The 25,616-nt window shown below is 73.4% G+C and carries 23 protein-coding genes; 13 read left to right on the top strand and 10 right to left on the bottom strand.

Features of this window, described 5'->3' with window-relative positions:
* Positions 1 to 8 precede the first annotated feature (8 nt).
* The gene (gene ychF, locus NXY84_RS15760) at positions 9 to 1,094 is read left to right on the top strand and encodes a redox-regulated ATPase YchF (protein WP_258723998.1); all 1,086 of its coding nucleotides are present in this window, start codon (positions 9 to 11) and stop codon (positions 1,092 to 1,094) included.
* A 110-nt stretch (positions 1,095 to 1,204) separates the two neighbouring features.
* Here ychF and NXY84_RS15755 read toward each other — a convergent pair whose 3' ends face one another.
* From NXY84_RS15755 to NXY84_RS15745, 3 genes are all read right to left on the bottom strand, one after another.
* Complete coding sequence (locus tag NXY84_RS15755) at positions 1,205 to 1,675, bottom strand: iron chaperone (protein WP_258723997.1); 471 nt, start codon at positions 1,673 to 1,675, stop codon at positions 1,205 to 1,207.
* Positions 1,676 to 1,804: 129 nt separating this feature from the next.
* Complete coding sequence (locus NXY84_RS15750) at positions 1,805 to 2,404, bottom strand: DinB family protein (RefSeq protein ID WP_258723996.1); 600 nt, start codon at positions 2,402 to 2,404, stop codon at positions 1,805 to 1,807.
* Positions 2,346 to 3,410 (bottom strand): DMT family transporter, encoded by a 1,065-nt coding sequence (locus tag NXY84_RS15745; RefSeq protein WP_258723995.1) that lies wholly within the window; start codon positions 3,408 to 3,410, stop codon positions 2,346 to 2,348. The genes NXY84_RS15750 and NXY84_RS15745 overlap by 59 nt, the downstream gene beginning before the upstream one ends.
* Positions 3,411 to 3,449: 39 nt before the next feature.
* Here NXY84_RS15745 and NXY84_RS15740 point away from each other — a divergent pair, with 39 nt between their 5' ends.
* The 3 genes from NXY84_RS15740 to NXY84_RS15730 all read left to right on the top strand — a co-directional run bounded on the left by NXY84_RS15740 (position 3,450) and on the right by NXY84_RS15730 (position 5,300).
* Positions 3,450 to 3,971, top strand: coding sequence for a MarR family winged helix-turn-helix transcriptional regulator (locus tag NXY84_RS15740; RefSeq protein ID WP_258723994.1), 522 nt, complete (start codon positions 3,450 to 3,452; stop codon positions 3,969 to 3,971).
* A 53-nt stretch (positions 3,972 to 4,024) separates the two neighbouring features.
* Positions 4,025 to 4,402, top strand: a complete 378-nt coding sequence (locus tag NXY84_RS15735) for a hypothetical protein (RefSeq protein ID WP_258723993.1) — start codon at positions 4,025 to 4,027, stop codon at positions 4,400 to 4,402.
* 79 nt (positions 4,403 to 4,481) lie between these two features.
* A complete protein-coding gene (locus NXY84_RS15730) occupies positions 4,482 to 5,300 on the top strand; it encodes an SDR family oxidoreductase (protein WP_258723992.1) in 819 nt (272 codons plus the stop codon).
* 40 nt (positions 5,301 to 5,340) lie between these two features.
* Here the strand turns inward: NXY84_RS15730 and NXY84_RS15725 are convergent, their stop codons facing one another.
* The 5 genes from NXY84_RS15725 to yidD form a co-directional block, all read right to left on the bottom strand.
* Positions 5,341 to 6,363 (bottom strand): glycoside hydrolase family 43 protein, encoded by a 1,023-nt coding sequence (locus NXY84_RS15725; RefSeq protein ID WP_258723991.1) that lies wholly within the window; start codon positions 6,361 to 6,363, stop codon positions 5,341 to 5,343.
* Positions 6,360 to 7,244, bottom strand: a complete 885-nt coding sequence (locus NXY84_RS15720; protein WP_258723990.1) for a carbohydrate ABC transporter permease — start codon at positions 7,242 to 7,244, stop codon at positions 6,360 to 6,362. Before NXY84_RS15720 ends, NXY84_RS15725 begins: the two co-directional genes overlap by 4 nt.
* Positions 7,244 to 8,242 carry a carbohydrate ABC transporter permease gene (locus NXY84_RS15715; protein WP_258723989.1) on the bottom strand — a complete coding sequence of 333 codons (999 nt, stop codon included), beginning with the start codon at positions 8,240 to 8,242 and terminating at the stop codon, positions 7,244 to 7,246. The genes NXY84_RS15720 and NXY84_RS15715 overlap by 1 nt, the downstream gene beginning before the upstream one ends.
* Positions 8,243 to 8,252: 10 nt before the next feature.
* On the bottom strand, positions 8,253 to 9,581 hold the full coding sequence (locus tag NXY84_RS15710) for an ABC transporter substrate-binding protein (protein WP_258723988.1): 1,329 nt from the start codon (positions 9,579 to 9,581) through the stop codon (positions 8,253 to 8,255).
* A 120-nt stretch (positions 9,582 to 9,701) separates the two neighbouring features.
* A complete protein-coding gene (gene yidD / locus NXY84_RS15705) occupies positions 9,702 to 9,980 on the bottom strand; it encodes a membrane protein insertion efficiency factor YidD (RefSeq protein WP_258723987.1) in 279 nt (92 codons plus the stop codon).
* Between the two features lie 444 nt (positions 9,981 to 10,424).
* Here yidD and NXY84_RS15700 point away from each other — a divergent pair, with 444 nt between their 5' ends.
* From NXY84_RS15700 to NXY84_RS15690, 3 genes are all read left to right on the top strand, one after another.
* Entirely contained in the window at positions 10,425 to 12,248 is a 1,824-nt protein-coding gene (locus tag NXY84_RS15700; protein ID WP_258723986.1) for an ABC transporter family substrate-binding protein, read from the top strand.
* A gap of 292 nt (positions 12,249 to 12,540) precedes the next feature.
* Positions 12,541 to 14,076, top strand: coding sequence for an ABC transporter permease (locus NXY84_RS15695; protein ID WP_258723985.1), 1,536 nt, complete (start codon positions 12,541 to 12,543; stop codon positions 14,074 to 14,076).
* Positions 14,073 to 15,092 (top strand): ABC transporter permease, encoded by a 1,020-nt coding sequence (locus NXY84_RS15690; protein ID WP_258723984.1) that lies wholly within the window; start codon positions 14,073 to 14,075, stop codon positions 15,090 to 15,092. The genes NXY84_RS15695 and NXY84_RS15690 overlap by 4 nt, the downstream gene beginning before the upstream one ends.
* Before the next feature lie 7 nt (positions 15,093 to 15,099).
* Here NXY84_RS15690 and NXY84_RS15685 read toward each other — a convergent pair whose 3' ends face one another.
* On the bottom strand, positions 15,100 to 15,714 hold the full coding sequence (locus NXY84_RS15685; protein ID WP_258723983.1) for a PH domain-containing protein: 615 nt from the start codon (positions 15,712 to 15,714) through the stop codon (positions 15,100 to 15,102).
* Between the two features lie 44 nt (positions 15,715 to 15,758).
* On the opposite strand from NXY84_RS15685, the gene NXY84_RS15680 reads away from it, so the two are divergent.
* The 5 genes from NXY84_RS15680 to NXY84_RS15660 all read left to right on the top strand — a co-directional run bounded on the left by NXY84_RS15680 (position 15,759) and on the right by NXY84_RS15660 (position 21,647).
* Positions 15,759 to 17,597, top strand: coding sequence for an ABC transporter ATP-binding protein (locus NXY84_RS15680; protein WP_258723982.1), 1,839 nt, complete (start codon positions 15,759 to 15,761; stop codon positions 17,595 to 17,597).
* A gap of 182 nt (positions 17,598 to 17,779) precedes the next feature.
* Complete coding sequence (gene typA, locus NXY84_RS15675; protein WP_183296708.1) at positions 17,780 to 19,708, top strand: translational GTPase TypA; 1,929 nt, start codon at positions 17,780 to 17,782, stop codon at positions 19,706 to 19,708.
* Positions 19,709 to 19,712: 4 nt separating this feature from the next.
* The gene (locus NXY84_RS15670; RefSeq protein WP_258723981.1) at positions 19,713 to 20,738 is read left to right on the top strand and encodes a PIG-L family deacetylase; all 1,026 of its coding nucleotides are present in this window, start codon (positions 19,713 to 19,715) and stop codon (positions 20,736 to 20,738) included.
* A 4-nt stretch (positions 20,739 to 20,742) separates the two neighbouring features.
* Positions 20,743 to 21,132 carry a hypothetical protein gene (locus NXY84_RS15665; protein ID WP_258723980.1) on the top strand — a complete coding sequence of 130 codons (390 nt, stop codon included), beginning with the start codon at positions 20,743 to 20,745 and terminating at the stop codon, positions 21,130 to 21,132.
* Positions 21,129 to 21,647 carry a flavin reductase family protein gene (locus NXY84_RS15660; RefSeq protein ID WP_258723979.1) on the top strand — a complete coding sequence of 173 codons (519 nt, stop codon included), beginning with the start codon at positions 21,129 to 21,131 and terminating at the stop codon, positions 21,645 to 21,647. Before NXY84_RS15665 ends, NXY84_RS15660 begins: the two co-directional genes overlap by 4 nt.
* Positions 21,648 to 22,487: 840 nt before the next feature.
* Here NXY84_RS15660 and NXY84_RS15655 read toward each other — a convergent pair.
* Positions 22,488 to 23,006: a hypothetical protein gene (locus NXY84_RS15655; protein ID WP_258723978.1), complete on the bottom strand. Its 519-nt coding sequence runs from the start codon at positions 23,004 to 23,006 to the stop codon at positions 22,488 to 22,490.
* A gap of 343 nt (positions 23,007 to 23,349) precedes the next feature.
* On the opposite strand from NXY84_RS15655, the gene NXY84_RS15650 reads away from it, so the two are divergent.
* Positions 23,350 to 25,614, top strand: coding sequence for a VanW family protein (locus NXY84_RS15650; protein ID WP_258723977.1), 2,265 nt, complete (start codon positions 23,350 to 23,352; stop codon positions 25,612 to 25,614).
* Positions 25,615 to 25,616 lie beyond the last annotated feature (2 nt).

Raw genomic sequence — 25,616 nt, 5'->3', positions numbered from 1 at the left:
GGCACGTCGTGGCACTCACCATCGGCATCGTCGGCCTGCCCAACGTCGGCAAGTCCACCCTCTTCAACGCCCTCACGCGCGCCCAGGTGCTCGCCGCGAACTACCCGTTCGCGACGATCGAGCCCAACGTCGGCGTCGTGCCCCTGCCGGACCCGCGGCTGCAGACGCTCGCGGAGATCTTCGGCAGCGAGCGGATCCTGCCCGCGACCGTGTCGTTCGTCGACATCGCCGGCATCGTCAAGGGTGCGAGCGAGGGGGAGGGGCTCGGCAACAAGTTCCTCGCGAACATCCGCGAGGCCGAGGCGATCTGCCAGGTCACTCGGGCGTTCGCCGACCCCGACGTCGTGCACGTCGACGGCAAGGTCTCCCCGAAGGACGACATCGAGACGATCAACACCGAGCTGATCCTCGCCGACCTGCAGACGCTCGAGAAGGCCGTGCCGCGGCTCGAGAAGGAGGTCCGCGGGAAGAAGGCCGACGCCGCGCTGCTCCAGGCCGCGCAGCAGGCGCAGGCCGTGCTCGAGGCCGGCGACACGCTGTTCCAGGGCGCCGCGAAGGCGGGCATCGACCCCGACCAGCTCGCGCAGCTCCAGCTCATGACGGCCAAGCCGTTCATCTACGTCTTCAACACCGACGACGCCGGGCTCGCCGACGAGGCCATGCAGGCCGAGCTCCGCGCGCTCGTCGCCCCCGCGGACGCGATCTTCCTCGACGCGAAGTTCGAGTCCGAGCTCGTCGAGCTCGAGCCCGACGAGGCCCGCGAGATGCTCGCCGAGAACGGCCAGGAGGAGGCGGGCCTCGACCAGCTCGCGCGCGTCGGCTTCCACACGCTCGGCCTGCAGACCTACCTGACGGCGGGACCCAAGGAGTCGCGCGCCTGGACGATCCACCGCGGCTGGACGGCGCCGCAGGCCGCGGGCGTCATCCACACCGACTTCCAGCGCGGGTTCATCAAGGCCGAGGTCATCGGCTTCGACGACCTCGTGGCCGCCGGGTCCGTCGCCGCCGCACGCGCGGCGGGCAAGGCGCGCATCGAGGGCAAGGACTACGTCATGGCCGACGGCGACGTGGTGGAGTTCCGCTTCAACGTCTGACCCCGCGCCGGGCACCACGGTCGTACCGGGTACCACGCCCGCGCCGCGCCGGGGCACCGCGACGCCGCCGACCGAGCCTGCGCGTCGGGTGCCCGGCACGCCGGCGTCCTTCAGGCCGCGGCGCGGGCCACGAGCTCGCGGATGCGCGCCTCGACGTCGTCCGAGAGCCCGGTCAGCGCGAAGGCCGTCGGCCACATCGAGCCGTCGTCGAGCTGGGCGACGTCGTTGAACCCGAGGGTCGCGTACCGGCCCTCGAACTTCTCGGCCGCCGTGAAGAAGCACAGCACCTTGCCGTCCTTGGCGTACCCGGGCATGCCGTACCAGGTCCGGGGCGTGAGGTCGGGCGCGACCTCGCGCACGAGGGCGTGGACCCGCTCCGCGAGGGTGCGATCGAGGCCCGTCATCTCGGCGATCTTCGCGAGCACCTCGGCCTCGGGGTCGACCTTCGCGCCGCGCTTGCGGCTCTGCGCCCGGAGCTCGCGTGCGCGCTCCTTCATCGCGGCGCGCTCCTCGGCGCTGAACGTCGCGTCCGCGTCGTCCGTCGCCGGGGCGGTGCCGGCGGCCTTCTGCGTCGTGCTCATGGGTGTCTCCTCGTCCGGGGCTGGGGCGTCGTCCCGACCCTAGGGAGCGCGGCGCCGGCACCGCTTCTCCAATCGTGACCGACCGGCCGACCGACCGACCGGCCAACCGACCGACGCCCGGCCGTCCGCTCAGGCGTCGTGCCCGGAGGCCTCGCGCGCGGCACGCTCGAGGCGCTCGCGGTACGCCGACCACCACGCGCCGTCGACGTCGGGCAGGTTGTCGCCCGGCCGGCGGAGGCCGACCGAGCCGTCGACGAGCTCGCGCACGATGTCGGCGTGGCCGGCGTGACGGCTGAGCTCGGTCGCCAGGTGGACCAGGACGCGGTGCAGCGTGACCTCGTTGCGGTCCTCGGGCCACCACGGCACGCGGCCGACCGCGTCGAGCGGCAGCGCCTCGACGGTCGCGTCGGCGTGCGCCGCTGACCTCCGGTAGAACGCGACGATCTCCTCGCGCGACTCCTGCGCGGTCGCCCACATGTCGGCGTTGGTCTCCGCGTCGTCGGCGAGCCAGGGGATCGACTCTCCGGAGGGGCGGCCGAACGTCTCACCGAGGTAGTCGAGCTGCACGCTCGCGGCGTGCTTGAGGAGGCCGAGCAGGTTGGTCCCGGTCGGGGTCAGCGGACGGCGGGCGTCGTACTCGGAGAGCCCGTCGAGCTTGGTGAGCAGGGAGTCACGTGCCTCGCGCAGGTACTGGTGCAGGTCCGCCTTGGGGTCCGAGGGGGTGCTCATGCGCCTCACCCTGCCACCGGCCACCGACGGGCGCGTCGGGCACGGCCTTCTCGGCGCGCACCGCGTGCTCGGCCTCGATCGCCTGACCGGCGCGCACGGCCTGCCCCGCGGCCGCAGCCCGCGCGGGAGGCGTGGGCGGGGCTGCCGACGTCCCCCGCGCCGCCCGGCGGGACGCCCCGAGCCCGATGCCGCCCAGCACGAGCGCCATGCCGGCGAGCTGGGCCACGGTGAGCACCTCGGCCGCCAGGACCACCCCCAGGAGCGCCCCGGTCACGGGGTTGAGGAGCCCGACGAGCCCCACCGTCCCCGCGTCGAGCCGGGCGAGCCCGGAGAACCAGCAGACGTAGGCGACGGCGGTCGCGACGAGGCTCAGGAACGCGAACGCCGCGACCTCGGTGCCGTCGAGCCGCGGCGGTGCCCCCTCGACGACGGCCGCGACGGGGACGAGCACGACGGCGCCGCCCAGCAGCTGCCACGCGGTGAGCGGGAGCACGGGGACGTCCGCGGACCAGCGCGTCGAGAGCACGAACCCGAGCGACGACATCAGCATCGCGACGACCGAGGCGACGACACCGCGGAGGTCGGGTGCGGAGGCGCCGGTCAGCAGCATCGCACCGACGCCGGCCACCCCGAGCGTCACCCCGGCCACGGACAGCCACCGCGGGCGCTGGGCGAGCAGCGGCCACGCGAGGAGCATCATGACCGCGGGCGAGGCGGACATGAGCGTCGCGGCGAGGCTCGACGGCAGCAGCTGGGCGGCGACGTACACGAGCACGAAGAACGCGCTGATGGTGAGCGTGCCGAGCACGAGCGAGCGCCACCACCACGAGCCGCTGGGCAGCCGACGGGCGACGGCGAGCAGGACGAGGCCGGCGGGCAGGGCGCGCAGGACGCTGCCCCACAGCGGGTGGTCGGCGGGCAGCAGCTGACGCGTCACGACGTAGCTTGCCCCCCAGAGGACCGGCGCGACCGCCGTCAGGGCGACCCACCGCCATCTGCCTTCCATGGAAAGGACTATACCTTCCATGGAAGGTATAGTCACGGCATGGCCCGCCGTCCACCCCCTGACGCGTCCCTGCCGCCCGACCGCGTCGCGCAGATCCAGCAGGAGTGGGCGCGTGAGCGGCCGGACCTCGACGTCACACCGCAGGGCGTCCTGGGGCGGCTGCACCGGCTCGCGGGCTTCCTCACCGAGGAGCTCGTCGACGTCTACCGGCGGCACGGGCTCGGGGAGGGGGACTTCGACGTCCTGGCGACCCTGCGCCGGGCCGGCGCACCCTACGAGCGGGCACCCGGGGAGCTCGCCGACCACACCATGGTCACGTCCGGGGCGATGACGAAGCGGGTCGACCGGCTCGTCGCGGCGGGGCTCGTGACGCGGCGCCGGAGCGAGGCCGACGGCCGTGGGCGCGTCGTCGCCCTCACGGACCGCGGCCGGGAGCTGATCGACCGGGCGATGGAGGACCACATGGCGAACGAGCACCGGCTCCTGCAGGCGCTGACGCCCGGGCAGCGCGCCCAGCTCGAGGCCCTGCTCACGCACTGGCTGCGCGCCTACGGCGGCTGACCGCCGCCCCTGCGGGGGTACGGTGTGTCGCACCCCGACCAGGAGGTTGACTCATGGCGAGCACGAATCCCCTCACCGACGCGATCTCGCAGCTCGTGTCCCGCACCAACGGGGTCGTCAACGACCCGCAGGTGCGCACCTCGGTACGCCGGCTCGGATCGGACCTCAAGGGGTTCGGTGGCGCCGTCGTCGAGGGCTGGAAGAGCGCGAGGACGAGCACCCCAACCGCGCCCCCGCAGCCCGCCGCCCCGCCGTCGCCCGCGCCGGAGCACCCGGCGGCCGCCGCACCGCCGCCGGCCGCCGGATACCCGCCGCCTGCCGCGCCGCCGCCCGCCGCGTACCCGCCGGCACCGGAGCAGCCCACGACCGGCTACGCCCCGCCCGTGCAGCCTCCGGCCGAGCACCCCGGGGAGCCCTACCGGCAGCAGTGACCGGAGGCCGAGCCCGCGAGGCGGCGCGCGCGAGGAAAAGCACGCGACCGCATCGCCGGACGTCCGTAGGTTGCTGCCCGTGACCGACCTGCCGGACGTGCCGGCCCTCTCCCTGCCCCTGTCCGGCCGTGTGGCCGTCGTGACGGGCGTGAGCCGTCGGCGCGGCATCGGCTTCGCGGTCGCCGCGCGCCTCGCGTCGATGGGCGCGGACCTCGTCGTCCACCACTTCGCGGCGCACGACGCCGCTCAGCCGTGGGGGAGCGACGACGTCACCGAGGTGCTCACGGAGCTGCGCGACCGGCTCGCCCCCGGGGCTCGCCTGGTCGACGTGGGGCTCGACCTGGGGCGGGCCGACGCGTCCGACGCCCTCGTGGCGGCGGGTGTCGCGGCGTTCGGTCACCTCGACGTGCTCGTGTGCAACCACGCGCGCAGCGGGGGAGACGGCCGGCTCGCGGACGTGACGGCCGAGATGCTCGACGCGCACTGGTACGTCAACGCGCGCGCGACACTGCTCGCGACCCGCGCGTTCGCGGCCCAGCACGACGGCCGGCCGGGCGGCCGCGTCGTCTGGATGACGTCCGGGCAGCTGCACGGGCCCATGAGCGGCGAGATCGCCTACGCGACGTCCAAGGCCGCGCTCGCGGGCGTCACGGCGTCGGTCGCCGCCGACCTCGCCGAGCGCGGCATCCTGCTGAACACCGTGAACCCCGGACCGGTGAACACCGGCTACCTCGACGACCGGTCGGACCCGGGGATCGCCGGGGTGCACGCGAGCTTCCCCGGCGGCACGGCGGGTGAGCCCGACGACCCGGCGCGGCTCATCGCGTGGCTCGTGAGCGACGAGGGTCGCTGGGTGGTCGGCCAGACTCTCAGCACCGAGGGCGGCTTCGGGCGCTGAGGTCCCCCGGCGGACCCGCAGTGGTCCGCGCGTCGCCGCGTCAGCCGGAGACGTGGACCGCGGGCGCGGGCCGCGGCTCCGCGCTCGGGCCCCGGCACACCGGACCCGACGCCGTCCAGTCGAGCGGGTCGAGGCAGATCCGCCGGGCCTCGCCGCCGACGTCCCACGCGTGGTAGACGAGCCAGTCCTGACCGTCGTCGTCCGTGACGACGCTCGCGTGCCCCGGCCCGATCGCCGGCGGGGTCGTCCGCACGACGGTCGGCAGCTCGCCGGGCTCCTCGGTCCACGGCCCGAGCGGGTGCGGGGCCGACGCCGCCGCGACGCCGTAGCTCTCCTGCTGCCAGTTCCCGCCCGAGTACAGGCACCAGTACCGCCCGTCGCGGTGGACGCAGAAGGCGCCCTCGCACGTGTACCAGTCGTGCACGGCGTCGTACATCGAGCGGTCCGCGAGGAAGAGCTGCCAGTCGCTCGACGCCGTCACGACCGGCCGGGCCTCGCCCGCGAGCTGCGTCGGGCTGACGAGCCGGTCGACGACGACCACCGTGCCGACCCGCTCACCCTCGAGCCGGTCCACGCAGTAGAAGAGGTAGAGCGTGCCGTCCTCGTCGCGGAACGGGTGCGGGTCGATCGCGAACGGCTCGCTCCCGGTGAGGTCGACGCCCTGGTCGCGGTACGGCCCGCCGGGGTGGTCGGCCACGGCGACGCGGATCCGGTGCCCGGTGTCGTAGAGCCCCGCCGAGTAGTACAGGAGGTAGCGGCCCTCGTGCGCGACGACCTCGGGAGCCCAGTGGTGCGGGCGCCCGTCGGGCACGGTCGCCGGGTCGAGCACGGGACCGTGCGGCTCCCACGTGACGAGGTCGTCGGACACGAGGCCGAGCAGCTCCTGCGCGTGCTCGCCCCCGCCGGTCCCGAACGCCCAGAACCGGCCGCCCGCGCGCAGCACGAACGGGTCGGCGAAGTACCCGTCCCACACGGGGTTGGTGTACTGCCGCTCCGGCCCGGGCGCCCCCGACGCCCCGGACCCGCCGGGCGACCCGGCAGGTCCGGTCGTGCCCGCCGTCATCCCTTGAGCCCGGCGCGCCCGACGCCCTCGACGACGTACCGCTGCGCGGCCATGTAGATCAGCAGCACCGGCACGCTCGCGATCACCGCCCCCGCCATGAGCAGGTCGTAGCGCACCGCGTTCGCGTTCTGCAGCGTCGACAGACCCGCCGGGAGCGTCTGGTTCTCGGGGGAGAACAGCACGTACACCGGCCACAGGAAGTCGTTCCAGTTCGTGAGGAACGACAGGAGCGCGAGCGTCACGAGCGCGGGCCGGGACAGCGGCAGGATGATCTGCCGGAAGGTCCGCCACCGCGTCGCGCCGTCGATGAACGCCGCCTCCTCGAGCTCCTTGGGCAGGCTCAGGAAGAACTGCCGCAGGAAGAACACCCCGAAGGCCCCCGCGGCGCCGGGCACGACGACCGCGAGCAGCGTGTCGAGCCAGCCGAGCCGCCCGACGATCAGGTAGTTCGGGATGAGGAGGATCACGGGCGGGACGAAGAGCGTCGCGATGATGAGCCCGAAGATCCAGCGCTTGCCCGTGAAGTCGATCCGGGCCAGCGCGTACGCGGCCATCGACGCCGTGACCAGCACGAGCAGCGTCTGCGCGGTCGCGGAGGCGAGGCTGTTGAGCAGCCAGCGCAGCACCGGCGTGCCCTCGGTCGTGAGCACCGACTCGTACGCCTGCAGCGTCGGGTTGGCGGGGATCCACTGCGGCGTGGTCGCGGCGGCGTCGGCGGTCGTCTTGAACGACGTCGACACCATGTAGATCAGCGGCGAGATGAACAGCAGGCTCAGCACGCCGAGCGCGACGTAGAGCAGCGTGCGGGTCGCGCCGTTGCCGCCTCGGGTGTCCGGGCGGACCGGGCGGTCCCGCCGGGTGGTGGTTGCTGCGACGGCCATCACGCGTCCCCCTCCGTCGTGGTGCTGCGCTTGGCCTCGCGCTCGCGGAACAGCACGAACACGAGGATCGAGACGATCGCCAGGAACACCGTGAAGATCATCGACATCGCCGACGCCATCCCGGAGTTGAAGTTCGTCAGGCCGGTGTCGGCGATCTGGTAGATCGCGGTGCGGGTCTCGGTGCCCGGGCCGCCCTGCGTCATGAGGAAGCTCTGGCCGAACATGTTGACGCTCGCGATGATCGTCACGCTCGTGACGAAGAGCAGCACGGGCCGCAGCCCGGGGAGCGTGACGTTCCGGAACCGCTGCAGCGCGCTCGCGCCGTCCATCTTCGCGGCCTCGTAGAGCTCGGGGGAGATGTCCTGGAGCGCCGCGAGGTAGATGACGGCGTTGAACCCGACGGTCCACCAGACGGTGACCCCGACGAGCGAGACCCAGCCCCACGGCAGCTGCGTGAGCCACGGGATCGTCGAGTCGAGCCCGACAGCCCCGAGGTACTGGTTCACGAGCCCGATGTTCGTGTCGAGCAGGTAGCGCCACAGCACGGCGACGACCGCGACGCCGAGCACGTACGGCGCGAAGTAGATCGCCCGGAAGAAGTTCCGGCCCTTGAACTTGAGGTTCATCATGAGCGCGACGAGCAGCGGCAGGACGAGCAGGAGCGGCACGGACGCGAGCGTGAAGATGCCGGTCCCGCGCATCGCCTGCCAGAACGTCGCGGCGAACGCCGAGTCGCCCGTGATCAGGCCGGAGTAGTTGTCGAGCCCGACGAACGGCTTGTCAGGGAGCGTGTAGTCGTAGTCGTGCAGGCTGATCCAGATGCCCCAGCCCAGCGGCAGGAGCACGAAGACGGTGAACAGCACGAGGTACGGCGCGAGGAAGAGCCACCCGTCGCGGTTGTCCCGCTGGTGGGTGCTCGCGGTCGCGCTGCGTGCTGCGGTGTCCGTGGTGGCTCGTGCGGCGACGCCCTGTCGGCGCCCTACGGCGATGTCGGCCATGACGTCCCCCTCACCCCTCGAACTTCCGCAGGTTCGACTGCATGAGCTGGCTCGCCTGCGTCGCGGCCCCCGCGAGGGCCTCCTGCGGCGACTGCCGCCCGAGGATCGCGTTCGCGAGCCCGACCTCGAGCGTCTGCGCCTGGACCTCCCCGATCGCGGCGACCGAGGGCAGGAACCGCATGCTCGGCACCGCCTCGGCGATGGGCGCCTGCGGGCTCGCGAGGAACTCCTCGCTCTCGCGGGCGGCCGCGCGTGCGGGGACCATCCCGGCCTGCGACCAGACCTCGGAGTTCTCGACCAGGTAGCGCATGAACGTCTTGGTCGCGAGCAGCCGGTTGTCGTCGGGCGTGCGGCTCTTGAACATCACGAGCTGGTGGGAGTTCGCCCACACGGCCGGCTGCTCACCGATCGTCGGGATGGGCGAGAGTCCCCAGCGCAGGTCCGGCGCGGTGGTGAGCAGGTCGTTGATCTGCCAGATGCCGTCCCACGTGTAGGCGCCCTCGCCGTTCTTGAAGGCGGTGTACTGGGAGTCGGGGGCGACGTTCTCGGGGCTCACGCCCGTCTGGATCTGGGTCACGAGCCACTGCAGCGCCTCGACGCCGGCCTCGCTGTCGAACGTCGCGGAGCTGCCGTCCTCGGAGTACGGCTCGCCCCCGAACTGCCAGAGCAACGACAGGAAGATGAGGTGCGCGGGCCAGCGGTTCGGCACCCAGAACGGGTTCGGCACCCCGGCGCCGACGAGGGTCGCGAGGCTCGCCTCGAAGTCCTGGCGGGCCTCGGGCAGCCCGCGGACCCCGTTCGTCTCGAGCACGTCGAGGTTCGCGTAGGACGCGAGGGAGTGGACGTCGAAGGGGACGCCGTACCGCTCGCCGGCGTACATCCCACGCTCCCACACCTCGGTGGGGTACTCCTCCTCGCTGACGCCGAGCTCGTCGACGATGTCGGTGATCGGGGCGATCGTCTGCCGCGCGGCCTGGGTCGCGAGCTGCTCGACGTGCATGGCCCCGATGTCGGGGCCCTTGCCGGCGTGCACCGCGGCGACGACGCGCTGGTAGTACTGCGCCCACTGCACGACGTTCATGCGGACACGGATCAGGTCCTGGCTGTCGTTGAACCGCGCGACGATCTCCCGCATCGCGGGGCCGTCGCCGCCCGTGAACCCGTTCCAGTACTCGAGCTGCACCGGCGGGCCGGTGTACTCGCCGTCGAGCGGGGGCCCGGAGCTCGCGAGCGGCACGGGAGACCCGCACGCGCTCAGGCCGAACCCGGCTCCCGCAGCGAGCGCCCCGAGACCGAGCACCTGCCGCCGGGACATCGCGACGTCGGAGAGTCGCGCCATCGGTCACCACCTCGTCGTGGGTCAACGCGGCGGTCTGCTTCCGCCGCTCCTCACCTTGCTCCGGTCCTGGGCGGCTGTCCACCGGAGCGCGCGCCGGCCGCCCCGTGCCGAACCGTGAGGTCAGAAGCGGAACGGGATGGGGATCGGGCCGCAGCAGCACACGCCCTGCACGTCGCTCGCCATGAGGAGGCGCGCGGCCTGGTAGCACGCGACGAACCGGGTCGCCGTCGGCAGGAGCGCGCGCACCACCCCCCGGCCGCGGACGAGCTCGCGCACCGCCGCGGAGCACGACGCGCCGCCGTGCGCGACGCGGTGCGCGCACGACCAGCCCTTCCCGGGCGAGAGGCGGACCTGGTACTGGCCGATGAGCGCGTCGACGGCGCGGGAGACGGGGGTCATGCGGCGACGCTAGCCACGTCCTGCCCGCCCGGCACGGCGAGGGCCGACGGACACGGCGGGCGCGGCGGCGGATCGGGGTCCCGTCGGGGCGGAGCGCGACGTCATGACGAGCGAAACCGCGGGTTCTCTACCACACTGGGGGCCGTGCTCTGGCCACTGAGCAGGGCGGACGGTGCTGTCCGGCCTACGGCCGCGTGTGTCTCGTGCGCGCGTCCGGAACGTTTCTCCCATGTTTCCGCGGCGTTGGTCTCGTATAGTGGACACTACCGGCCAGTATCAATCGGGTAACGATCGGGGGTCCGGGGCAACGGCGCCCTGTTTGTCGCGAGTCGCTTGGTTAGCGTGACCACATCCCACGGCAGCACGGCCCGCGTGCGGGACGGCCCGGCCCGCGTCGAGCCGCCCCCGTCCAGCGAGGCGTGCGCCACCTTTTCAGGAGGAACAGTGAAGATCAGGCGAACGAGCGCCGTGGTCGCGGTAGCGGCCACAGGCGCCCTGGTGCTGTCGGCGTGCACCAGCGAGGGCCCGGCCGAGAGCGAGATCGAGGAGACCACCTCGGTCAACGTCGGGTGGAACCAGCCGTTCTACTCCCAGAACAACCTGACGGCCTCCGGGAACGCGACGGCCAACGCCAACATCATCTACATGACGGCGGGCAACGGGTTCTGGTACTACGACGGCGACCTCAACATCGCCAAGAACGAGGACTTCGGGACCTACGAGGTCGTCACCGAGGACCCGCTGACGGTCAAGTACACGGTCAACGAAGGCGTGACCTGGTCGGACGGCACGCCCGTCGACGCGGCTGACCTGATGCTGTTCTGGGGCGCCCAGAACGACAAGTTCGACTCCGTCGCGCCGGAGACGGACGAGGAGGGCAACGTCACCAACCAGGACGTCGTCGACGCCGGGGTGTTCTTCAACAGCACCTCCGAGGCGATGAACGTCGTGACGGACACGCCGGAGATCGGCGACGACGGCCGTTCGCTGACCATCACGTACAGCGAGCCCCGCTCCGACTGGGAGGTCTCGTTCTACATGCCTCCCGTCGCGGCCCACGCCGTCGCGGCCCTCGGCCTCGACATCACGGACCCCGAGGAGGGCAAGCAGGCCGTCATCGACGCGTTCGCGAACAACGACGCGGCGGCCCTGAGCCCGCTCTCGAAGAGCTGGAACGAGGACTTCAACTTCACGTCGATGCCGGACAACGAGCTGCAGTACCTGGCTCACGGTCCGTACGTCCTCACGGACTTCGTCGAGAACGAGTACCTCACGCTGCAGCTGCGCGACGACTACGACTGGGGCCCGGTCCCCAAGGTCGACTCGGTCACGGTCCGCTACAACGAGGACCCGCTCGCCGCGGTCACCGCTCTCCAGAACGGTGAGCTCGACCTGATCGCCCCGCAGTCCTCGGTCGACGTCCTCGCGACGCTCGACACGCTCGAGGGCGTCAACGTCGAGGGCGCGCCCGAGGGCACGTTCGAGCACGTCGACCTGCAGGTCACCAACGGTGGCCCGTTCGACCCGGCGACCTACGGCGGCGACGCGACGAAGGCCCTCAAGGTCCGCCAGGCGTTCCTCAAGACGATCCCGCGCCAGGAGATCATCGAGAAGCTCATCAAGCCGCTCCAGCCGGACGCCGAGACGCGTGACTCGTTCATCTACGTCCCGGGCTCCGAGGCGTACGACGAGGTCGTCGCCAACAACAAGTCCGAGCTGTGGGCCGAGGTCGACATCGAGGGTGCCAAGGCGCTCCTCGCCGAGGTCGGCGTCCCCGCGGTCGACGTGCGTCTCATGTTCGGTCAGGGCAACGTCCGCCGCGAGAACGAGTTCCAGCTGATCGCGGCCTCCGCCGCCCAGGCCGGCTTCAACGTGATCAACGCGAGCAGCACCGACTGGGGCGACCGCCTCGACACCGACCGCACCGGCTACGACGCGGCGCTGTTCGGCTGGCAGTCGACCAACACGTTCGCCCTGAACTCCGAGGCGAACTTCATCACGGGTGGCCAGAACAACTTCTACGGCTACTCCGACCCCGAGGTCGACGCGCTGTGGGAGGAGCTGCGGGCCAACACGGACCCCGACGCCGAGGCCGACCTGGTCGCCCAGATCGAGACGAAGCTCAACGAGGCCGCGTTCGGCGTCACGATCTTCCAGTTCCCGGGTGTCGTCGCCTCGCGTGACGTGCTCCAGGGTGTCTCGACGATCCCGCTGTCCCCGACCATCTTCTGGAACTTCTGGGAGTGGGAGGTCTCCTCGGAGGCCTGACCGGTCCTCTGAGTCGACCAGCACGACGTCCGACGGCGGGGGTGCCGAGGCCACGGCCTCGGTGCCCCCGCCGCACGCCCGGCGCCTGCAGGCGCGCGAGGGTGCTCGGACGCCGTCGTCCGAGCGCTGCGCAGCCCGCACCGGCCACGCGTAGAATCGCGAAGTTCACCAGACATAACTGCGAGGATCGAATTCCATGGCCACCACAGTGACGAGCCGTGCCGAGATCGAGTCCGCGGCGCCCCCACCCCGGGCGTCTGGAGTCGTCACCCGGCTCCATGCGGGGGCACCGATGCTCGCGTTCATCGGACGGCGCCTGATCTCGTCGATCATCGTCCTGATCGGCGCGACGTTCATCGTGTACATGCTCCTGTCGTACTCGATCGACCCGCTCGAGGACCTGCGCACGAGCACCTCCCCGAACAAGGAGGCGCTCATCGAGGCGCGCGTCCGGGCGCTCAACCTCGACACCCCGCCGGCGATCCGGTACCTGCTGTGGCTGCGCGGCGCGAGCGGCTGCGTCGTCGGCGTGTGCGACCTCGGCACCAGCTGGATCACGAACCAGCCCGTCACGGCCATGCTCTCCACGGCGCTGCCGTCGACCCTCCAGCTCGTCCTCGCCTCGACCGTGCTCGCGATCGGCCTCGGCGTGGTCGTCGGCATCTCGAGCGCGCTGCGCCAGTACACCGGGTTCGACTACGGCGTCACGCTGATGTCGTTCGTCCTGTACTCGCTGCCGTCCTTCTGGGTCGCCGTGCTCCTCAAGACCTGGGGCGCGATCGGCTTCAACGACTTCCTGCGCGACCCCACGTTCTCGGTCCCGGTCATCATCGGGGCCTCGCTCGTGAGCGGCGCCGTGTGGAGCGCGCTCGTCGCCGGTGACGCGCGCCGCCGCACGATCACGTTCGCGTCGGCCGCGCTCGCGACGGGCGCCGCGATGGCGTACCTGTCCTCGAGCGCCTGGCTGCTCGACCCCTCGCTCGGCCCGGTCGTGATCGGCGTGCTCGGCGCGGCGATCGCGTACGGCGTGAGCGTCGTGACCGCCGGGACCCGCAACCGTCGCGCGCTGTTCTCGGCGCTGACGATGGTCGTGCTCGGCGTCGTGCTCTACGTCCCGCTGCAGTACGTGTTCGCCGGGGCCAGCACGCCGCTGATCCTCGGCCTCGCGGTGCTCACCGTCGCGGCCGGGCTGCTCGTCGGCTGGCTGTTCGGCGGGCCCGACCGTGCGCTGTCGATGCGCGCGGCCGCGATCACCGGCATCGGCGTCGGCGCGCTCCTGTTCGTGGACCGCGTGATGGGCGCCTGGCAGGTCTACTCGAACTCCAGCCGCATCAACAACCGCCCGATCGCGACGATCGGCTCGCAGACGCCCGGCCTCAAGGGCGACTACTGGGTCTCGACGCTCGACACGTTCACGCACCTGCTGCTGCCGACGATCGCGCTCATCCTCATCTCGTTCGCGGCCTACACGCGCTACTCGCGCTCGAGCCTGCTCGAGGTCATGAACCAGGACTACATCCGCACCGCGCGCGCCAAGGGCCTGCCGGAGCGGGTCGTCATCGTGCGGCACGCGTTCCGCAACGCGCTCATCCCGCTCGCGACGGTGGTCCCGCTCGACATCGCCGCGCTGTTCGGCGGCGCGATCATCACCGAGCGCATCTTCGCCTGGAGCGGCATGGGGACGATGTTCCTGACCGCGCTCCGGGCCTCGGACGCTAACCCCGTGATGGGCTACTTCATCGTCGCGGGCTCGCTGCTCGTCCTCGCCAACATCGTCGTCGACTTCGTCTACGCCGCCCTCGACCCCAGGATCCGGGTGAACGCATGACCACGCCGCCTCCTCACGCGCTCGAGCCCGACACCGGGCACCACGACCCGGTCGAGAACGTCGAGAACGCGATCGAGCTCAAGGAGGTCGAGGGCCTCTCGCAGGGGCGCATCGTCCTGCGCCGCTTCCTGCGCCACCGCGGGGCCATGACCTCGGCCGCGGTCCTGCTCTTCATCATCCTGCTCGCGACGACGTCGATCGGCTGGGGACCCGTCCCGGGCTGGTGGAAGTGGTCGACGAGCGACCTGCCGCCGATCACGAACGCGGGCGGCGCGCCGACGATGGGGTTCCAGGGCGGCTTCCACATCGGGGACCACCCGTTCGGCCAGGACAACATCGGCCGCGACGGCTTCGCCCGCGTCATGCGCGGGACCCAGACGTCGCTGCTCGTCATGTTCATCGTCGGGCTCCTGAGCACCACGATCGGCATCGCCGTCGGCGCGGCCGCCGGGTTCTTCCGCGGCCGCCTCGACAACCTGCTCATGCGGTTCACCGACATGATCATCACGATCCCGGTCATCATGATCGGCGCGATCCTCGGCCGGCTCGTCGGCGGCAGCAGCGCGATCGGCCTGGCCCTCGCGCTCTCGCTCGTCACGTGGACATCGATGGCGCGGCTCGTGCGCGGGGAGTTCCTCGCGCTGCGCGAGCGCGAGTTCGTCGACGCGGCGCGCGTCGCGGGCGCGAGCAACGGCCGCATCATGTTCCGGCACATCCTGCCGAACGCGGTCGGCGTGATCATCGTCAACGCGACGCTCGTCATGGCCTCGGCGATCCTGCTCGAGACCGCGCTCAGCTACCTGAACTTCGGGATCAACCCGCCCGACGTCTCGCTCGGCAACCTCATCAGCGAGTACCAGAGCGCGTTCGCGACGCGTCCCTGGCTGTTCTGGTGGCCCGGTCTGTTCATCGTGTCGATCGCGCTGTGCATCAACTTCATCGGTGACGGCCTGCGCGACGCCTTCGACCCGCGTCAGCGCCGCATCCCGAGCAAGCGCAAGATGGCGAAGGCCTGACTTGCGCTCACGCCGAGAGCGCGACCCAGGTCAGGGCGCTCAGCACCGTGACCGCCGCGAGCGTGCGCACGTGCCAGCGCACGCGCGGTCGCTCCCGCTCGAGGCGGGGGTCGTCGAGGTGGCCGGCATCCCGGAGATCCTCCCAGCGCCGGCGCACCACGAGGGCCGCCTCGCCCGACGGGGTGCTCGGCAGGTCGCCGGGGCGCACCGCCCCGCCGGCACCGCGTGCGGAGCCGGGCACCTGGGCGAGGTCCCCGGGCCCGGCGCGCAGCGCGGTCGAGCGGCTCGGGGCCGGTGCCGCCCAGGCGGCGTAGGTCCCGTACGCGGTGCGCAGCGTCAGGGCGTACCGGGTGTCGACGAGCTGGATCGTCGGCCACGGGAGCTCGACCGTGCGCAGCACGTTGCGGAGCTCGACGCCGGCCGGGGTCACGAGCACCGCGGGGCGCCCGAACAGCGCCCACACCACGAGGGACACGAGGGCCGCCGGCGCGGCGACGCGCAGGCCCTCGGCGGGGACGTCGAGCGCCGTCGTCACGACGGTCGCGGCGCACACCAGCCACGTCCCGTACGTCAGCACCCGGCCGAAGCCCGGCCGCAGCTCCACGTCGTCGGCCGGATCCATGCGGCCATGCTCGCAGATCGTCCACGGAAAGGTTCGGTCAGACCGTGACCACACAGACACCCCCCAGCGCCGCCGCGAAGGCCCCGATCCTCGAGGTCCGCGACCTCGGCGTCGAGTTCTTCGTCGAGGACGAGTGGTTCCCGGCCGCGGTCGACGTCAGCTACGAGGTGCGCTCGGGCGAGGTCCTCGCGATCGTCGGCGAGTCCGGCTCGGGCAAGACGCAGTCGTCGATGTCGCTCATCGGGCTGCTCCCGCCGAACGGCCGCGCGACCGGCAGCGCCAAGCTCGCCGGACGTGAGCTCATCGGGCTCAAGCACTCCCAGCTGAGCAAGGTCCGCGGCAACGACGTCTCCGTGATCTTCCAGGAGCCGATGACCGCGCTGAACCCCGTGTACACGGTGGGCTTCCAGATCATGGAGACCATCCGCGTGCACTTCGACGTGGGTCCCAAGGCGGCGCGCGCGCGTGCCGTCGAGCTGCTCACGCTCGTCGACCTGCCCGACCCGGTCGCGTCGCTCGACAAGTACCCGCACCAGCTCTCCGGCGGCCAGCGCCAGCGCGCGATGATCGCCCAGGCGCTCGCGTGCTCGCCCAAGCTGCTCATCGCCGACGAGCCGACGACGGCGCTCGACGTGACGGTCCAGGCCGAGATCCTCAAGCTCATGCGCGACCTGCGCACGCGGATCGACTCCGGGATCATCCTCATCACGCACGACATGGGCGTCGTCGCGGACCTCGCCGACCGCGTGCTCGTGATGAAGAACGGCCGCGTCGTCGAGTCGGGCCCGGTCGAGGAGATCTTCAACCGCCCGCAGCACCCGTACACCCGCCAGCTCCTCGACGCCGTGCCGCACCTCGGCGCCGCGACGCCGGGTGGTGCGGCCGTCGTGGGTGTGTCGGACACGTCCGCCGTCCCGCGCACCGCGCCGGACCTCACCAAGGACGCGGTCCCGGCGCTCGAGGCGCGCGACCTCGTGCTCGAGTACCCCTCGCGCGGTCGTGTGCCCGCGTTCCGGGCGATCGACGGCGTCGACCTGACCATCGGGCGCGGCGAGGTCGTCGGCCTCGTGGGGGAGTCCGGCTCGGGGAAGACGACGGTCGGCCGCGCCGCGGTGGGCCTGCTCCCGGTGGCGGGCGGCTCGCTCAAGGTCAACGGCCTCGAGCTCAAGGGCGTCGAGCCCAAGGCGCTGCGGGCCGCGCGCCAGGACGTCTCGATCGTCTTCCAGGACCCGGGCTCGTCCCTCAACCCGCGTCTGCCGATCGGCGAGTCCATCGGCGAGCCGCTCCGGCTGCACAAGGTCGCCGCGGGTGCGCAGCTCAACGCGAAGGTCGAGGAGCTCCTCGACCAGGTGCACCTGCCGCGGGCGATGCGCAACCGCTACCCGCACGAGCTCTCGGGCGGCCAGCGCCAGCGCGTCGGCATCGCGCGCGCGCTCGCGCTGAGCCCGAAGCTGCTCATCGCCGACGAGCCGACGTCCGCCCTCGACGTGTCCGTCCAGGCGCGCGTGCTCGAGCTGTTCCAGGAGCTGCAGCGCGAGTACGGCTTCGCGTGCCTGTTCATCAGCCACGACCTCGCGGTCGTGGAGATCCTGTCGAGCCGCATCGCGGTCATGCACAAGGGCCGGCTCGTCGAGGTCGGAGCACGTGACCAGATCCTGCGCGCGCCGCAACAGGACTACACGCGCCGGCTGCTCGCGGCCGTCCCTGTGCCGGACCCCGCCGAGCAGCGGGTCCGCCGCGAGGCGCGCGACCGCCTGCTCGAGGAGGAGCTCGTCGCCGCGGGGGTCCGCGCCCCCGGGGCGGACCGCTCGGGCGTCCAGCGGACCGAGGACGCGTTCGGGGCGGAGACGAACACGCGCAGCGTCGGCCGCAGCGGGCTCTGACCCGCGACGACCCCCGCGCCACCCGAGCCGCGACCCCCGTCCCGGCTCTCCGGGGCGGGGGTCGCCGCCGTCCGGACGGGTGCCGACCGCCGTCCGCGTAGGCCCCGCGCCGCGGGTGCCGGTAGAATCGATCGGCGCCCCACGACGCGGCGCGCTCCCACCACCCTGAGATGAGTACTCCTATGTCTGTGCCCGCCGGCACCAGCGTGCGCGCCGACCTGCGCAACGTCGCGATCGTCGCCCACGTCGACCACGGGAAGACGACCCTCGTCGACGCGATGCTGTGGCAGTCCGGGTCCTTCGGGGACCACGCCCACGTCGACGAGCGCGCGATGGACTCGGGGGACCTGGAGCGCGAGAAGGGGATCACGATCCTCGCGAAGAACACCGCGATCCGGTACACCGGTCCCGCGGCGGCCGCGGCGGGTGCGCCCGACGGCATCACGATCAACGTCATCGACACCCCGGGTCACGCCGACTTCGGCGGCGAGGTGGAGCGCGGCCTGTCGATGGTGGACGGCGTCGTCCTGCTCGTCGACGCGAGCGAGGGCCCGCTCCCGCAGACCCGCTTCGTGCTCCGCAAGGCGCTCGAGGCCAAGCTCCCCGTGATCCTCCTGGTCAACAAGGTCGACCGCCCCGACTCGCGCATCGAAGAGGTCGTGCACGAGTCGACCGACCTGCTGCTCGGTCTCGCGAGCGACCTGCACGAGGACGTCCCGGACCTCGACCTCGACGCGATCCTCGACGTCCCGGTCGTCTACGCGGCGGCCAAGGCGGGGCGCGCGTCGCTCACGCAGCCCGCCGACGGCAGCCTGCCGGACTCGGAGAACCTCGAGCCGCTGTTCCAGACGATCATCGAGAAGATCCCCGCGCCGACGTACGACGAGACCGCCCCGCTGCAGGCGCACGTCACGAACCTCGACGCGTCGCCGTTCCTCGGCCGCCTCGCGCTGCTGCGCCTCTTCAACGGCACCATCCGCAAGGGCCAGACCGTCGCGTGGGCCCGCGCCGACGGCACGCTGCAGAACGTTCGGATCACCGAGCTCCTCGAGACCAAGGCGCTCACGCGCGTGCCCACCGAGTCGGCGGGCCCCGGGGACATCGTCGCCGTCGCCGGCATCGAGGACATCACGATCGGCGAGACGCTGACGGACCCGGACGACCCCCGTCCGCTGCCGATGATCACCGTCGACGACCCCGCGATCTCGATGACGATCGGGATCAACACCTCGCCGCTCGCCGGCAAGGGCGGCAAGGGCCACAAGGTGACGGCCCGCCAGGTCAAGGACCGCCTCGACAAGGAGCTCATCGGCAACGTGTCGCTGCGCGTCCTGCCGACCGAGCGTCCCGACGCCTGGGAGGTCCAGGGCCGCGGCGAGCTCGCGCTCGCGATCCTCGTCGAGCAGATGCGCCGCGAGGGCTTCGAGCTCACGGTCGGCAAGCCGCAGGTCGTCACGCGCAAGATCGACGGCAAGGTCCACGAGCCGATGGAGCGCATGACGATCGACGTCCCCGAGGAGTACCTCGGCTCGGTCACGCAGCTCCTCGCGCAGCGCAAGGGCCGCATGGAGACGATGTCGAACCACGGCACCGGCTGGGTCCGCATGGAGTTCATGGTCCCGGCGCGCGGGCTCATCGGGTTCCGCACGCGCTTCCTCACCGACACGCGCGGCACCGGCATCGCGTCGTCCATCGCCGAGGGCTACGAGCCGTGGGTCGGCAACATCGAGACCCGCGTCAACGGCTCGCTCGTCGCGGACCGCTCGGGCGTCGTGACGCCGTTCGCGATGATCAACCTGCAGGAGCGCGGGTCGTTCTTCGTCGACCCCACGCAGGAGGTCTACGAGGGCATGATCGTCGGCGAGAACTCGCGCAACGAGGACATGGACGTCAACATCACCAAGGAGAAGAAGCTCACGAACATGCGCGCTGCGAGCAGCGACACGTTCGAGAACCTCACCCCGCCGCGCCACCTCACGCTCGAGGAGTCCCTCGAGTTCGCCCGCGAGGACGAGTGCGTCGAGGTCACGCCCGAGGTCGTGCGCATCCGCAAGGTGATCCTGGACCAGACCGAGCGTGCCCGCGCCTTCGCGCGCAGCAAGAAGTCCTGACGCGATGAGCGCGCCCGTCCCGGTGCACCCCGCCCCGGTGACGGGCGGGCTCCTCGCGGTGCACGCGCACCCCGACGACGAGACGCTCGCGACGGGCGCGCTCCTGGCGACGTGGGCCGCCGCCGGGCTGCCCGTGACCGTCGTGACGTGCACGCGCGGCGAGGAGGGCGAGGTCATCGGCGACGAGCTCGCCCACCTCGAGCACCATGGTGCGGCGCTCGCCGCGCACCGGGAGCGCGAGCTCGCGCACGCGCTGGGCGCGCTCGGGGTGAGCGACCACGTGTTCCTCGACCGGGTCGGCGCGCCGGGCGCGCGCTTCGCCGACTCGGGCATGGCCTGGGCCGGGACCGCGCAGGCCGGGCGGCTCGACGTGCTGCCCGAGCACGCGTTCGTCGCGTCCGACCTCGACGACGCGGCGGGTCGCCTCGCGACCGTGCTGCGGGTGCGTCGTCCCGACGTGGTCGTGACGTACGAGCCGGGCGGCGGCTACGGCCACCCCGACCACGTGCGCGCGCACGAGGTCACCCGGCGCGCTGTCGCGCTCGCCGCCGACCCCGCGTGGGGACGTGCCGCGGGCGGGCACCCACCGCACACCGGGCCCGTCGTGCTCGTGGCGGCGCTCGGCGCGACCGCGCTCCGCTCCGCCTACGCCGAGCTCGCGCAGGCGCCGGCCCTCACGGCGCTGCGTGACGGGCGCCCGCACCTCACGCTGCCCGACCCCGAGGGGCCGTTGCCGACGGTCGCGGTCCCCGACCACGAGCTCGACGTGCTCGTCGACGTCGCCCCGGTGCTGCCGCGCGTCGTCGCCGCCCTGCGCGCGCACGCGACGCAGGTGCAGGCGGTCACCGCGCTCGAGGTGCCCGACGCGCGCACCGGGCGGCGCCGCGCCTCGGGTGCGACGCTCGTGGGCGCCTACGCGCTGAGCAACGGCGTCCTCGCGCCGCTGCTCTCGACCGAGGCGTACCGGTTCGCCGACGGGCGCAGCGAGCGGCCGGTGCGCTGGCCGCTCGGTGTGCGCCGGGTAGCCTGACGCCGTGCAGCCCCTGACCCGCGGAGCCGTCCTGCGCGCGGCCGCCGCCCTGCTCCTCGGCGGTCTCGTGGCGGCCGTCGGGACCACGATGCACCGGTCCGTCGAGCCGTGGGGCCTCGTCCTCAGCCTCGCGCTCGTGCTGGCCTCCGCGGTCACCGTGCGTGCGTGGTCCGGCTTCTCGGCGCTCGTCGGCTACGCGGGCGGCCTGTTCCTCGTCGTGCAGCTGCTCTCGCAGCCCGGCCCGGGCGGTGACGTCCTGGTGACCGCGCAGGGCCTGCTCGGCTGGACCTGGGTCATCGGCGCCGCCGTCGCGACCGGGCTCGCCGCCTTCGCGCCGCGGTCCTGGTTCCGCGACGTGCGGCTCCCGGCCCCGCCCGCACCGCCCGCACCGTGATCGACGGCGGCGCGCCCGGCGGTCACGACGCCGTCGACCCCGCCGTCTTCCGTGCCGCCGTCGCGCGGCTCCCCGCCGGCGTCGCGGTCGTCGCGCTGCGCTGGCGCGGCGTCGACCACGCGATCACCGCCAGCTCGGTCGCCTCCGTCTCGCTCGACCCCCCGCTCGTGCTGTTCTGCGTGCACGTCGACGCGCGACTGCGCGAGGCGCTCGACGACGTCGACCTGTGGACCCTCAGCGTGCTCGGCGACGCGCAGGCGCCCGTCGCCGACTGGCTGGCGTCGCCCGGCCGTCCCGCGTTCGGGCAGCTCGACCGCGTCCCGCACGTGCGCGCCCCCCGGTCCGGTGCGGCATGGGTCGAGGGGGCCGCGGCGTGGTTCGAGTGCCGGACGGCCGCGGTGCACCCGGCGGGGGACCACGACGTCGTCGTCGGGACCGTGCTCGAGGCCCGGCAGGGCGATCCCTCGACCGGGGGTCTGGTCCACCTGCGCGGACGCACGCGCGGCCTCGCCTGAGCCGATGCGTGGGGCTCGCGCCGAAGGCGTGGGTGGATGGTGAATCCGCGGCAAACCCTGCACGAAACGGTTCGACGTGGACCGTAGAATTGCGCCCGACGCGAGCACGCGCCCGGTTTGAGCAGCAGGGGGACGATCCATGGCCAGCAGCACCGAGCGCGACGACTCGGAGGCGACGCCCGAGGCGCCCACGTCGGGCGACACGGCGCCGGGCTCGACGTCCGCCTCGCCCGCTGCTGCGCAGCCGGGGGAGCGCGCCGGGAGCGACGCGGGTGCGGATGCGGGCGCGCGCGCCGCGACGTCCGAGGCCACGGTGCCGCAGACCGCGTCGACGGCGTCCGGGTCCATGGAGCGCGGCGCGACCGGGCAGCCGGATGCGAGGTCCGCGGACGCGCGTCCGGCCGCCGCCGCCGAGCCGCGCACGCAGGCCCCGTCGGGGGAGCCGGCGGCCCCGGCACCGGCCGCGTCGTCGGACGCAGCGCCCTCGGCCTCGACGGCCGTACCTCGGGCGGCTGCGACCGAGGCACCTGCACGCCAGGCAGCCGCGTCCGAGAAGCCCGTGCCCTCGGCAGCGGCAGCCGCGGCGCCCGCACCCGGGTCGGCTGCCTCGACCGCGTCTGCACCGACGGCGAAGACCGAGCCGGTGAAGCCCGAGCCCGTGGCCGCTGCGGCTCCGTCGGCGCCCGCACCCCGCGCCGCTGCGCCGACCGCGTCTGCAGCGACGGCGAAGCCCGAGCCGGTGAAGCCGGAGCCTGCACGTCCGGCTGCGACGGCACCGTCCGCGCCCGCGAGCACGGCTGCGGAACCGCGCACCGCGCCTGCCGCTCCCACGGTCGCGGCTCAGCCCCGGTCGGCCGCGCCCGGCGGCCCCGCGACGGGGGATGCCCGCTCCGCCGGACCCGTCGTGCCCGCGGCCGCGCCGTCGACGGCCGCCGCTCCGACGTCGAGGAGCGCCGCCCTGTCGTCGGCCGCCCCGTCGTCCGGCACCTCGGCCTCCGCGCGGCCGGCTCCCGCCGGCGAGCAGTCCCCGACCGCGCCCGCCGCCGCGGCGACCCCGTCGTCGTCGGCTCCCGCGTCGTCGGCGTCGCCGTCGGCGCCGGTGTCCTCCGCGGCCGCGCCGCCCGTGTCGTCCCCAGCTGCGGAGTCGTCGCCCTCCGCGCCGTCCCCCGCCTCGGCGAGCCCGCTCCCGGCGCGTGTGCCCGCCGAGCAGGCGTCGCGCGCGCCCTCGGCGTCCGCGCCCCCGGCGGGCCCGAACGCGACGCGCCCGGCCGCCCAGCAGAACGGTGCCGCACCCGCGAGCGCTGCGAGCCGGCCGGGGACAGGGCCGGCACGCGCCGACGACACGCCGACCCAGGTCACCCCGCCGACCCGCGACGCGGGCCCGGTCCGCACGCCTGCGCTGGACGCGGCGGCGCGCACCGGCGCTCCGGGCTCCGCCCGCCCTGCCCCCTCGGACCGCCCTGCGCCCTCGCAGCGCCCTGCCGCGTCCGAGCGGCCCGTCTCGTCCGACCACGCCGGCACCCCCGGCAGCCCGGGCGCGCCCGAGCGGCCCGGCACCTCCGGCCCGGCGACCGAGCGGCCGACCGGTCCCACGGCTGCGCCCGCCCCGGACTCGGCCGGTGCCCGCCCGGGCGGCGGTCCTGCGCGCGTGCCCGTCGCAGGAGCGGCTGCTGCAGCGGCCGCGGGCGCGACTGCTGCGCGCGTGACGGCTCCCGTCGGCGCGTCCTCCGCTGCTGCGACGACGCCAGCTGCCGCAGCGCCCGCGCCCGGTGCCGCGTCCGCGCGGCCCGCCGCGCCGCCCGAGCTGCCGCTGCGTCCCGCCGGCGCCCGACCGGCCGCCGCAGCACCCGCACCGGTCGGAGCCGCACCGGCCGCAGCCGGCGCGCCCACGGACACCGTGCGCCCTCCCGCGACGTCCTTCACGAAGCCCGGGGACGGCCGACCCGCCGACCGTCCCACCGCCGGCGACCCGGCCGGCCCCCCGACGACGGCCTACCCGGGTCCGGCAGCCGCCGGAGGTGCGCGTCCCGGCGCCGCGACGGCCGCGTCCGGTGCCGGTGCTGCGTCCGCCGCCGCGGCCGGCGCCACCGCACGGGTCCCCGCTGACGCCGCCACGACCCCCCTCGGAGCGACGCCGCACGGCGACGCCCCGGCGACAGGGACGAACGGGTCGACCGCGTCGAACGGGACGGCGACCCGCACCGCGCCCGCGCCCCAGCCCCGCGGCGAGGACCCCGAGCACCGTCCGTCGCCGATCGACGAGTTCGACGACTACGAGCCGCGCCGGCGCTGGCCCAAGGTGCTCCTCGTCGTCGGCGTCGTCGTGCTCCTCCTCGGGGCGGGCTACGTCGGCGCGGCGTACGCGCTGGCCGACCGGGTTCCGCGCGGCGCGACCGTCGCCGGCGTGGAGATCGGCGGGATGCCGGCCGAGCAGGCCCGAGCCGAGCTCGAGCAGGAGCTCGGCGACACCGCGACCTCACCCGTGACGGTCACGGCCGGCGAGGTCGTCGCGACCGTCGAGCCGGCCGCAGCGGGCCTCGCGTTCGACGCGGCCGAGACGGTCGACCAGCTCACCGGGCTCGACCTCAGCCCCCAGCGGCTGTGGCAGCACCTGTTCGGGGTCGACGAGCACGCTCCCGTCACGGAGGTCGACGTGCCGGCGCTCGAGGCGGCGGTCGACGACCTGACCGGGACGCTGACGCTCGCGCCCGTGGACGGCGGCGTCGTCTTCGCGGACGGCGACGCGCACGCGACGGAGGCGGCCGACGGCTGGGCGCTCGACGCGGACGACGCGGTCGAGGTGCTGCGGACGCGGTGGCTCACGGACGAGCAGCCGCTCGAGCTGCGCACGACGCCCGTCGCGCCCGACATCACGCAGGAGGAGACCGAGACGGCCCTGACGACCGTCGCGCAGCGCGTGGTCGCGGCGCCCGTGGTCGTCGAGGTCGGCGGTCAGCGCGTCGAGCTCCCCGCGGACGTCGTCGCCGGTGCGGCCAGCATGGTGCCCGTGGCGTCGGACCTCGAGCTCCAGCTCGACGGCGCGAAGCTCTCCGAGGCGGTCCTCGCGCGGACGACGAACCTGCTCACGCAGTCGGCGGACGCCCACTTCGAGTTCCAGGGCGGCGCGCCCGTGATCGTGCCAGGGAAGCCGGGCACCACGCTCGACCCGACGGCTCTCGCGCAGGCGGTGACGACGGCGGCGACCGGGGACCAGCGCACGGCGGCCGTCGAGCTCGTCGAGACCGACCCGGCGGAGTCGACCGCGAAGCTCGAGGCCCTCGGGATCAAGGAGATCGTCTCGGAGTTCTCGACGCCCCTCACGAGCGAGCCGCGACGCACCGCGAACATCGCCAACGGCGCGAGGAACATCACCGGGACCCTCGTGGAGCCGGGTGGGACCTTCAGCCTCACGGAGGCCCTCGGCCCGATCACGGCGGCCAACGGGTTCCAGAGCGCAGGGGTGATCGTCAACGGCGAGCACGTCGACGGGATGGGCGGCGGGCTGTCGCAGATCTCGACGACGACGTTCAACGCCGCCCACTTCGCGGGCTTCGAGGACGTCGAGCACCGGCCGCACTCCGAGTGGTTCGCGCGCTACCCGGAGGGGCGCGAGGCGACGATCTACACCGGGACGCTCGACATGCGGTGGAAGAACAACACGCCGTACGGCGCGCTCGTCCAGGGCTTCGTCGAGGGCGGGCGGGTGCACGTGCGCATCTGGGGCACGAAGTACTGGACCGTCGAGTCGACGACGAGCGGGCGGTCCGGCGTCGTGAGCCCGACGACGACGTACTCGCAGTCCCCGACGTGCGAGCCGCAGTCGGCCGGCAACCCGGGCTTCACGGTGACCACGACGCGCAAGCTGTTCCTCGAGGGTCAGCTCAAGGACACCGAGTCGTTCACGTGGAAGTACAAGCCGCAGAACCGCGTGATCTGCGGCGCGGCACCGACGGCACCGGCGGGCTGACA

The sequence above is a fragment of the Cellulomonas sp. NS3 genome (assembly GCF_024757985.1).
In the GTDB taxonomy this organism is placed as follows: domain Bacteria; phylum Actinomycetota; class Actinomycetes; order Actinomycetales; family Cellulomonadaceae; genus Cellulomonas_A.
The sequence above is the reverse complement of the archived record's forward strand: the minus strand, read 5'-3'. Positions and strand labels throughout refer to the sequence as shown.

What these genes read in the sequence shown, in the direction of transcription:
- NXY84_RS15755 (WP_258723997.1), bottom strand. Translation starts at nt 1,675, where the DNA reads ATGAGCACGACGCAGAAGGCCGCCGGCACCGCCCCGGCGACGGACGAC.
- NXY84_RS15750 (WP_258723996.1), bottom strand. Translation starts at nt 2,404, where the DNA reads ATGAGCACCCCCTCGGACCCCAAGGCGGACCTGCACCAGTACCTGCGC.
- NXY84_RS15745 (WP_258723995.1), bottom strand. Translation starts at nt 3,410, where the DNA reads ATGGAAGGCAGATGGCGGTGGGTCGCCCTGACGGCGGTCGCGCCGGTC.
- NXY84_RS15740 (WP_258723994.1), top strand. Translation starts at nt 3,450, where the DNA reads ATGGCCCGCCGTCCACCCCCTGACGCGTCCCTGCCGCCCGACCGCGTC.
- NXY84_RS15735 (WP_258723993.1), top strand. Translation starts at nt 4,025, where the DNA reads ATGGCGAGCACGAATCCCCTCACCGACGCGATCTCGCAGCTCGTGTCC.
- NXY84_RS15725 (WP_258723991.1), bottom strand. Translation starts at nt 6,363, where the DNA reads ATGACGGCGGGCACGACCGGACCTGCCGGGTCGCCCGGCGGGTCCGGG.
- NXY84_RS15720 (WP_258723990.1), bottom strand. Translation starts at nt 7,244, where the DNA reads ATGGCCGTCGCAGCAACCACCACCCGGCGGGACCGCCCGGTCCGCCCG.
- NXY84_RS15715 (WP_258723989.1), bottom strand. Translation starts at nt 8,242, where the DNA reads ATGGCCGACATCGCCGTAGGGCGCCGACAGGGCGTCGCCGCACGAGCC.
- NXY84_RS15710 (WP_258723988.1), bottom strand. Translation starts at nt 9,581, where the DNA reads ATGGCGCGACTCTCCGACGTCGCGATGTCCCGGCGGCAGGTGCTCGGT.
- yidD (WP_258723987.1), bottom strand. Translation starts at nt 9,980, where the DNA reads ATGACCCCCGTCTCCCGCGCCGTCGACGCGCTCATCGGCCAGTACCAG.
- NXY84_RS15695 (WP_258723985.1), top strand. Translation starts at nt 12,541, where the DNA reads ATGCTCGCGTTCATCGGACGGCGCCTGATCTCGTCGATCATCGTCCTG.
- NXY84_RS15690 (WP_258723984.1), top strand. Translation starts at nt 14,073, where the DNA reads ATGACCACGCCGCCTCCTCACGCGCTCGAGCCCGACACCGGGCACCAC.
- NXY84_RS15685 (WP_258723983.1), bottom strand. Translation starts at nt 15,714, where the DNA reads ATGGATCCGGCCGACGACGTGGAGCTGCGGCCGGGCTTCGGCCGGGTG.
- typA (WP_183296708.1), top strand. Translation starts at nt 17,780, where the DNA reads ATGTCTGTGCCCGCCGGCACCAGCGTGCGCGCCGACCTGCGCAACGTC.
- NXY84_RS15670 (WP_258723981.1), top strand. Translation starts at nt 19,713, where the DNA reads ATGAGCGCGCCCGTCCCGGTGCACCCCGCCCCGGTGACGGGCGGGCTC.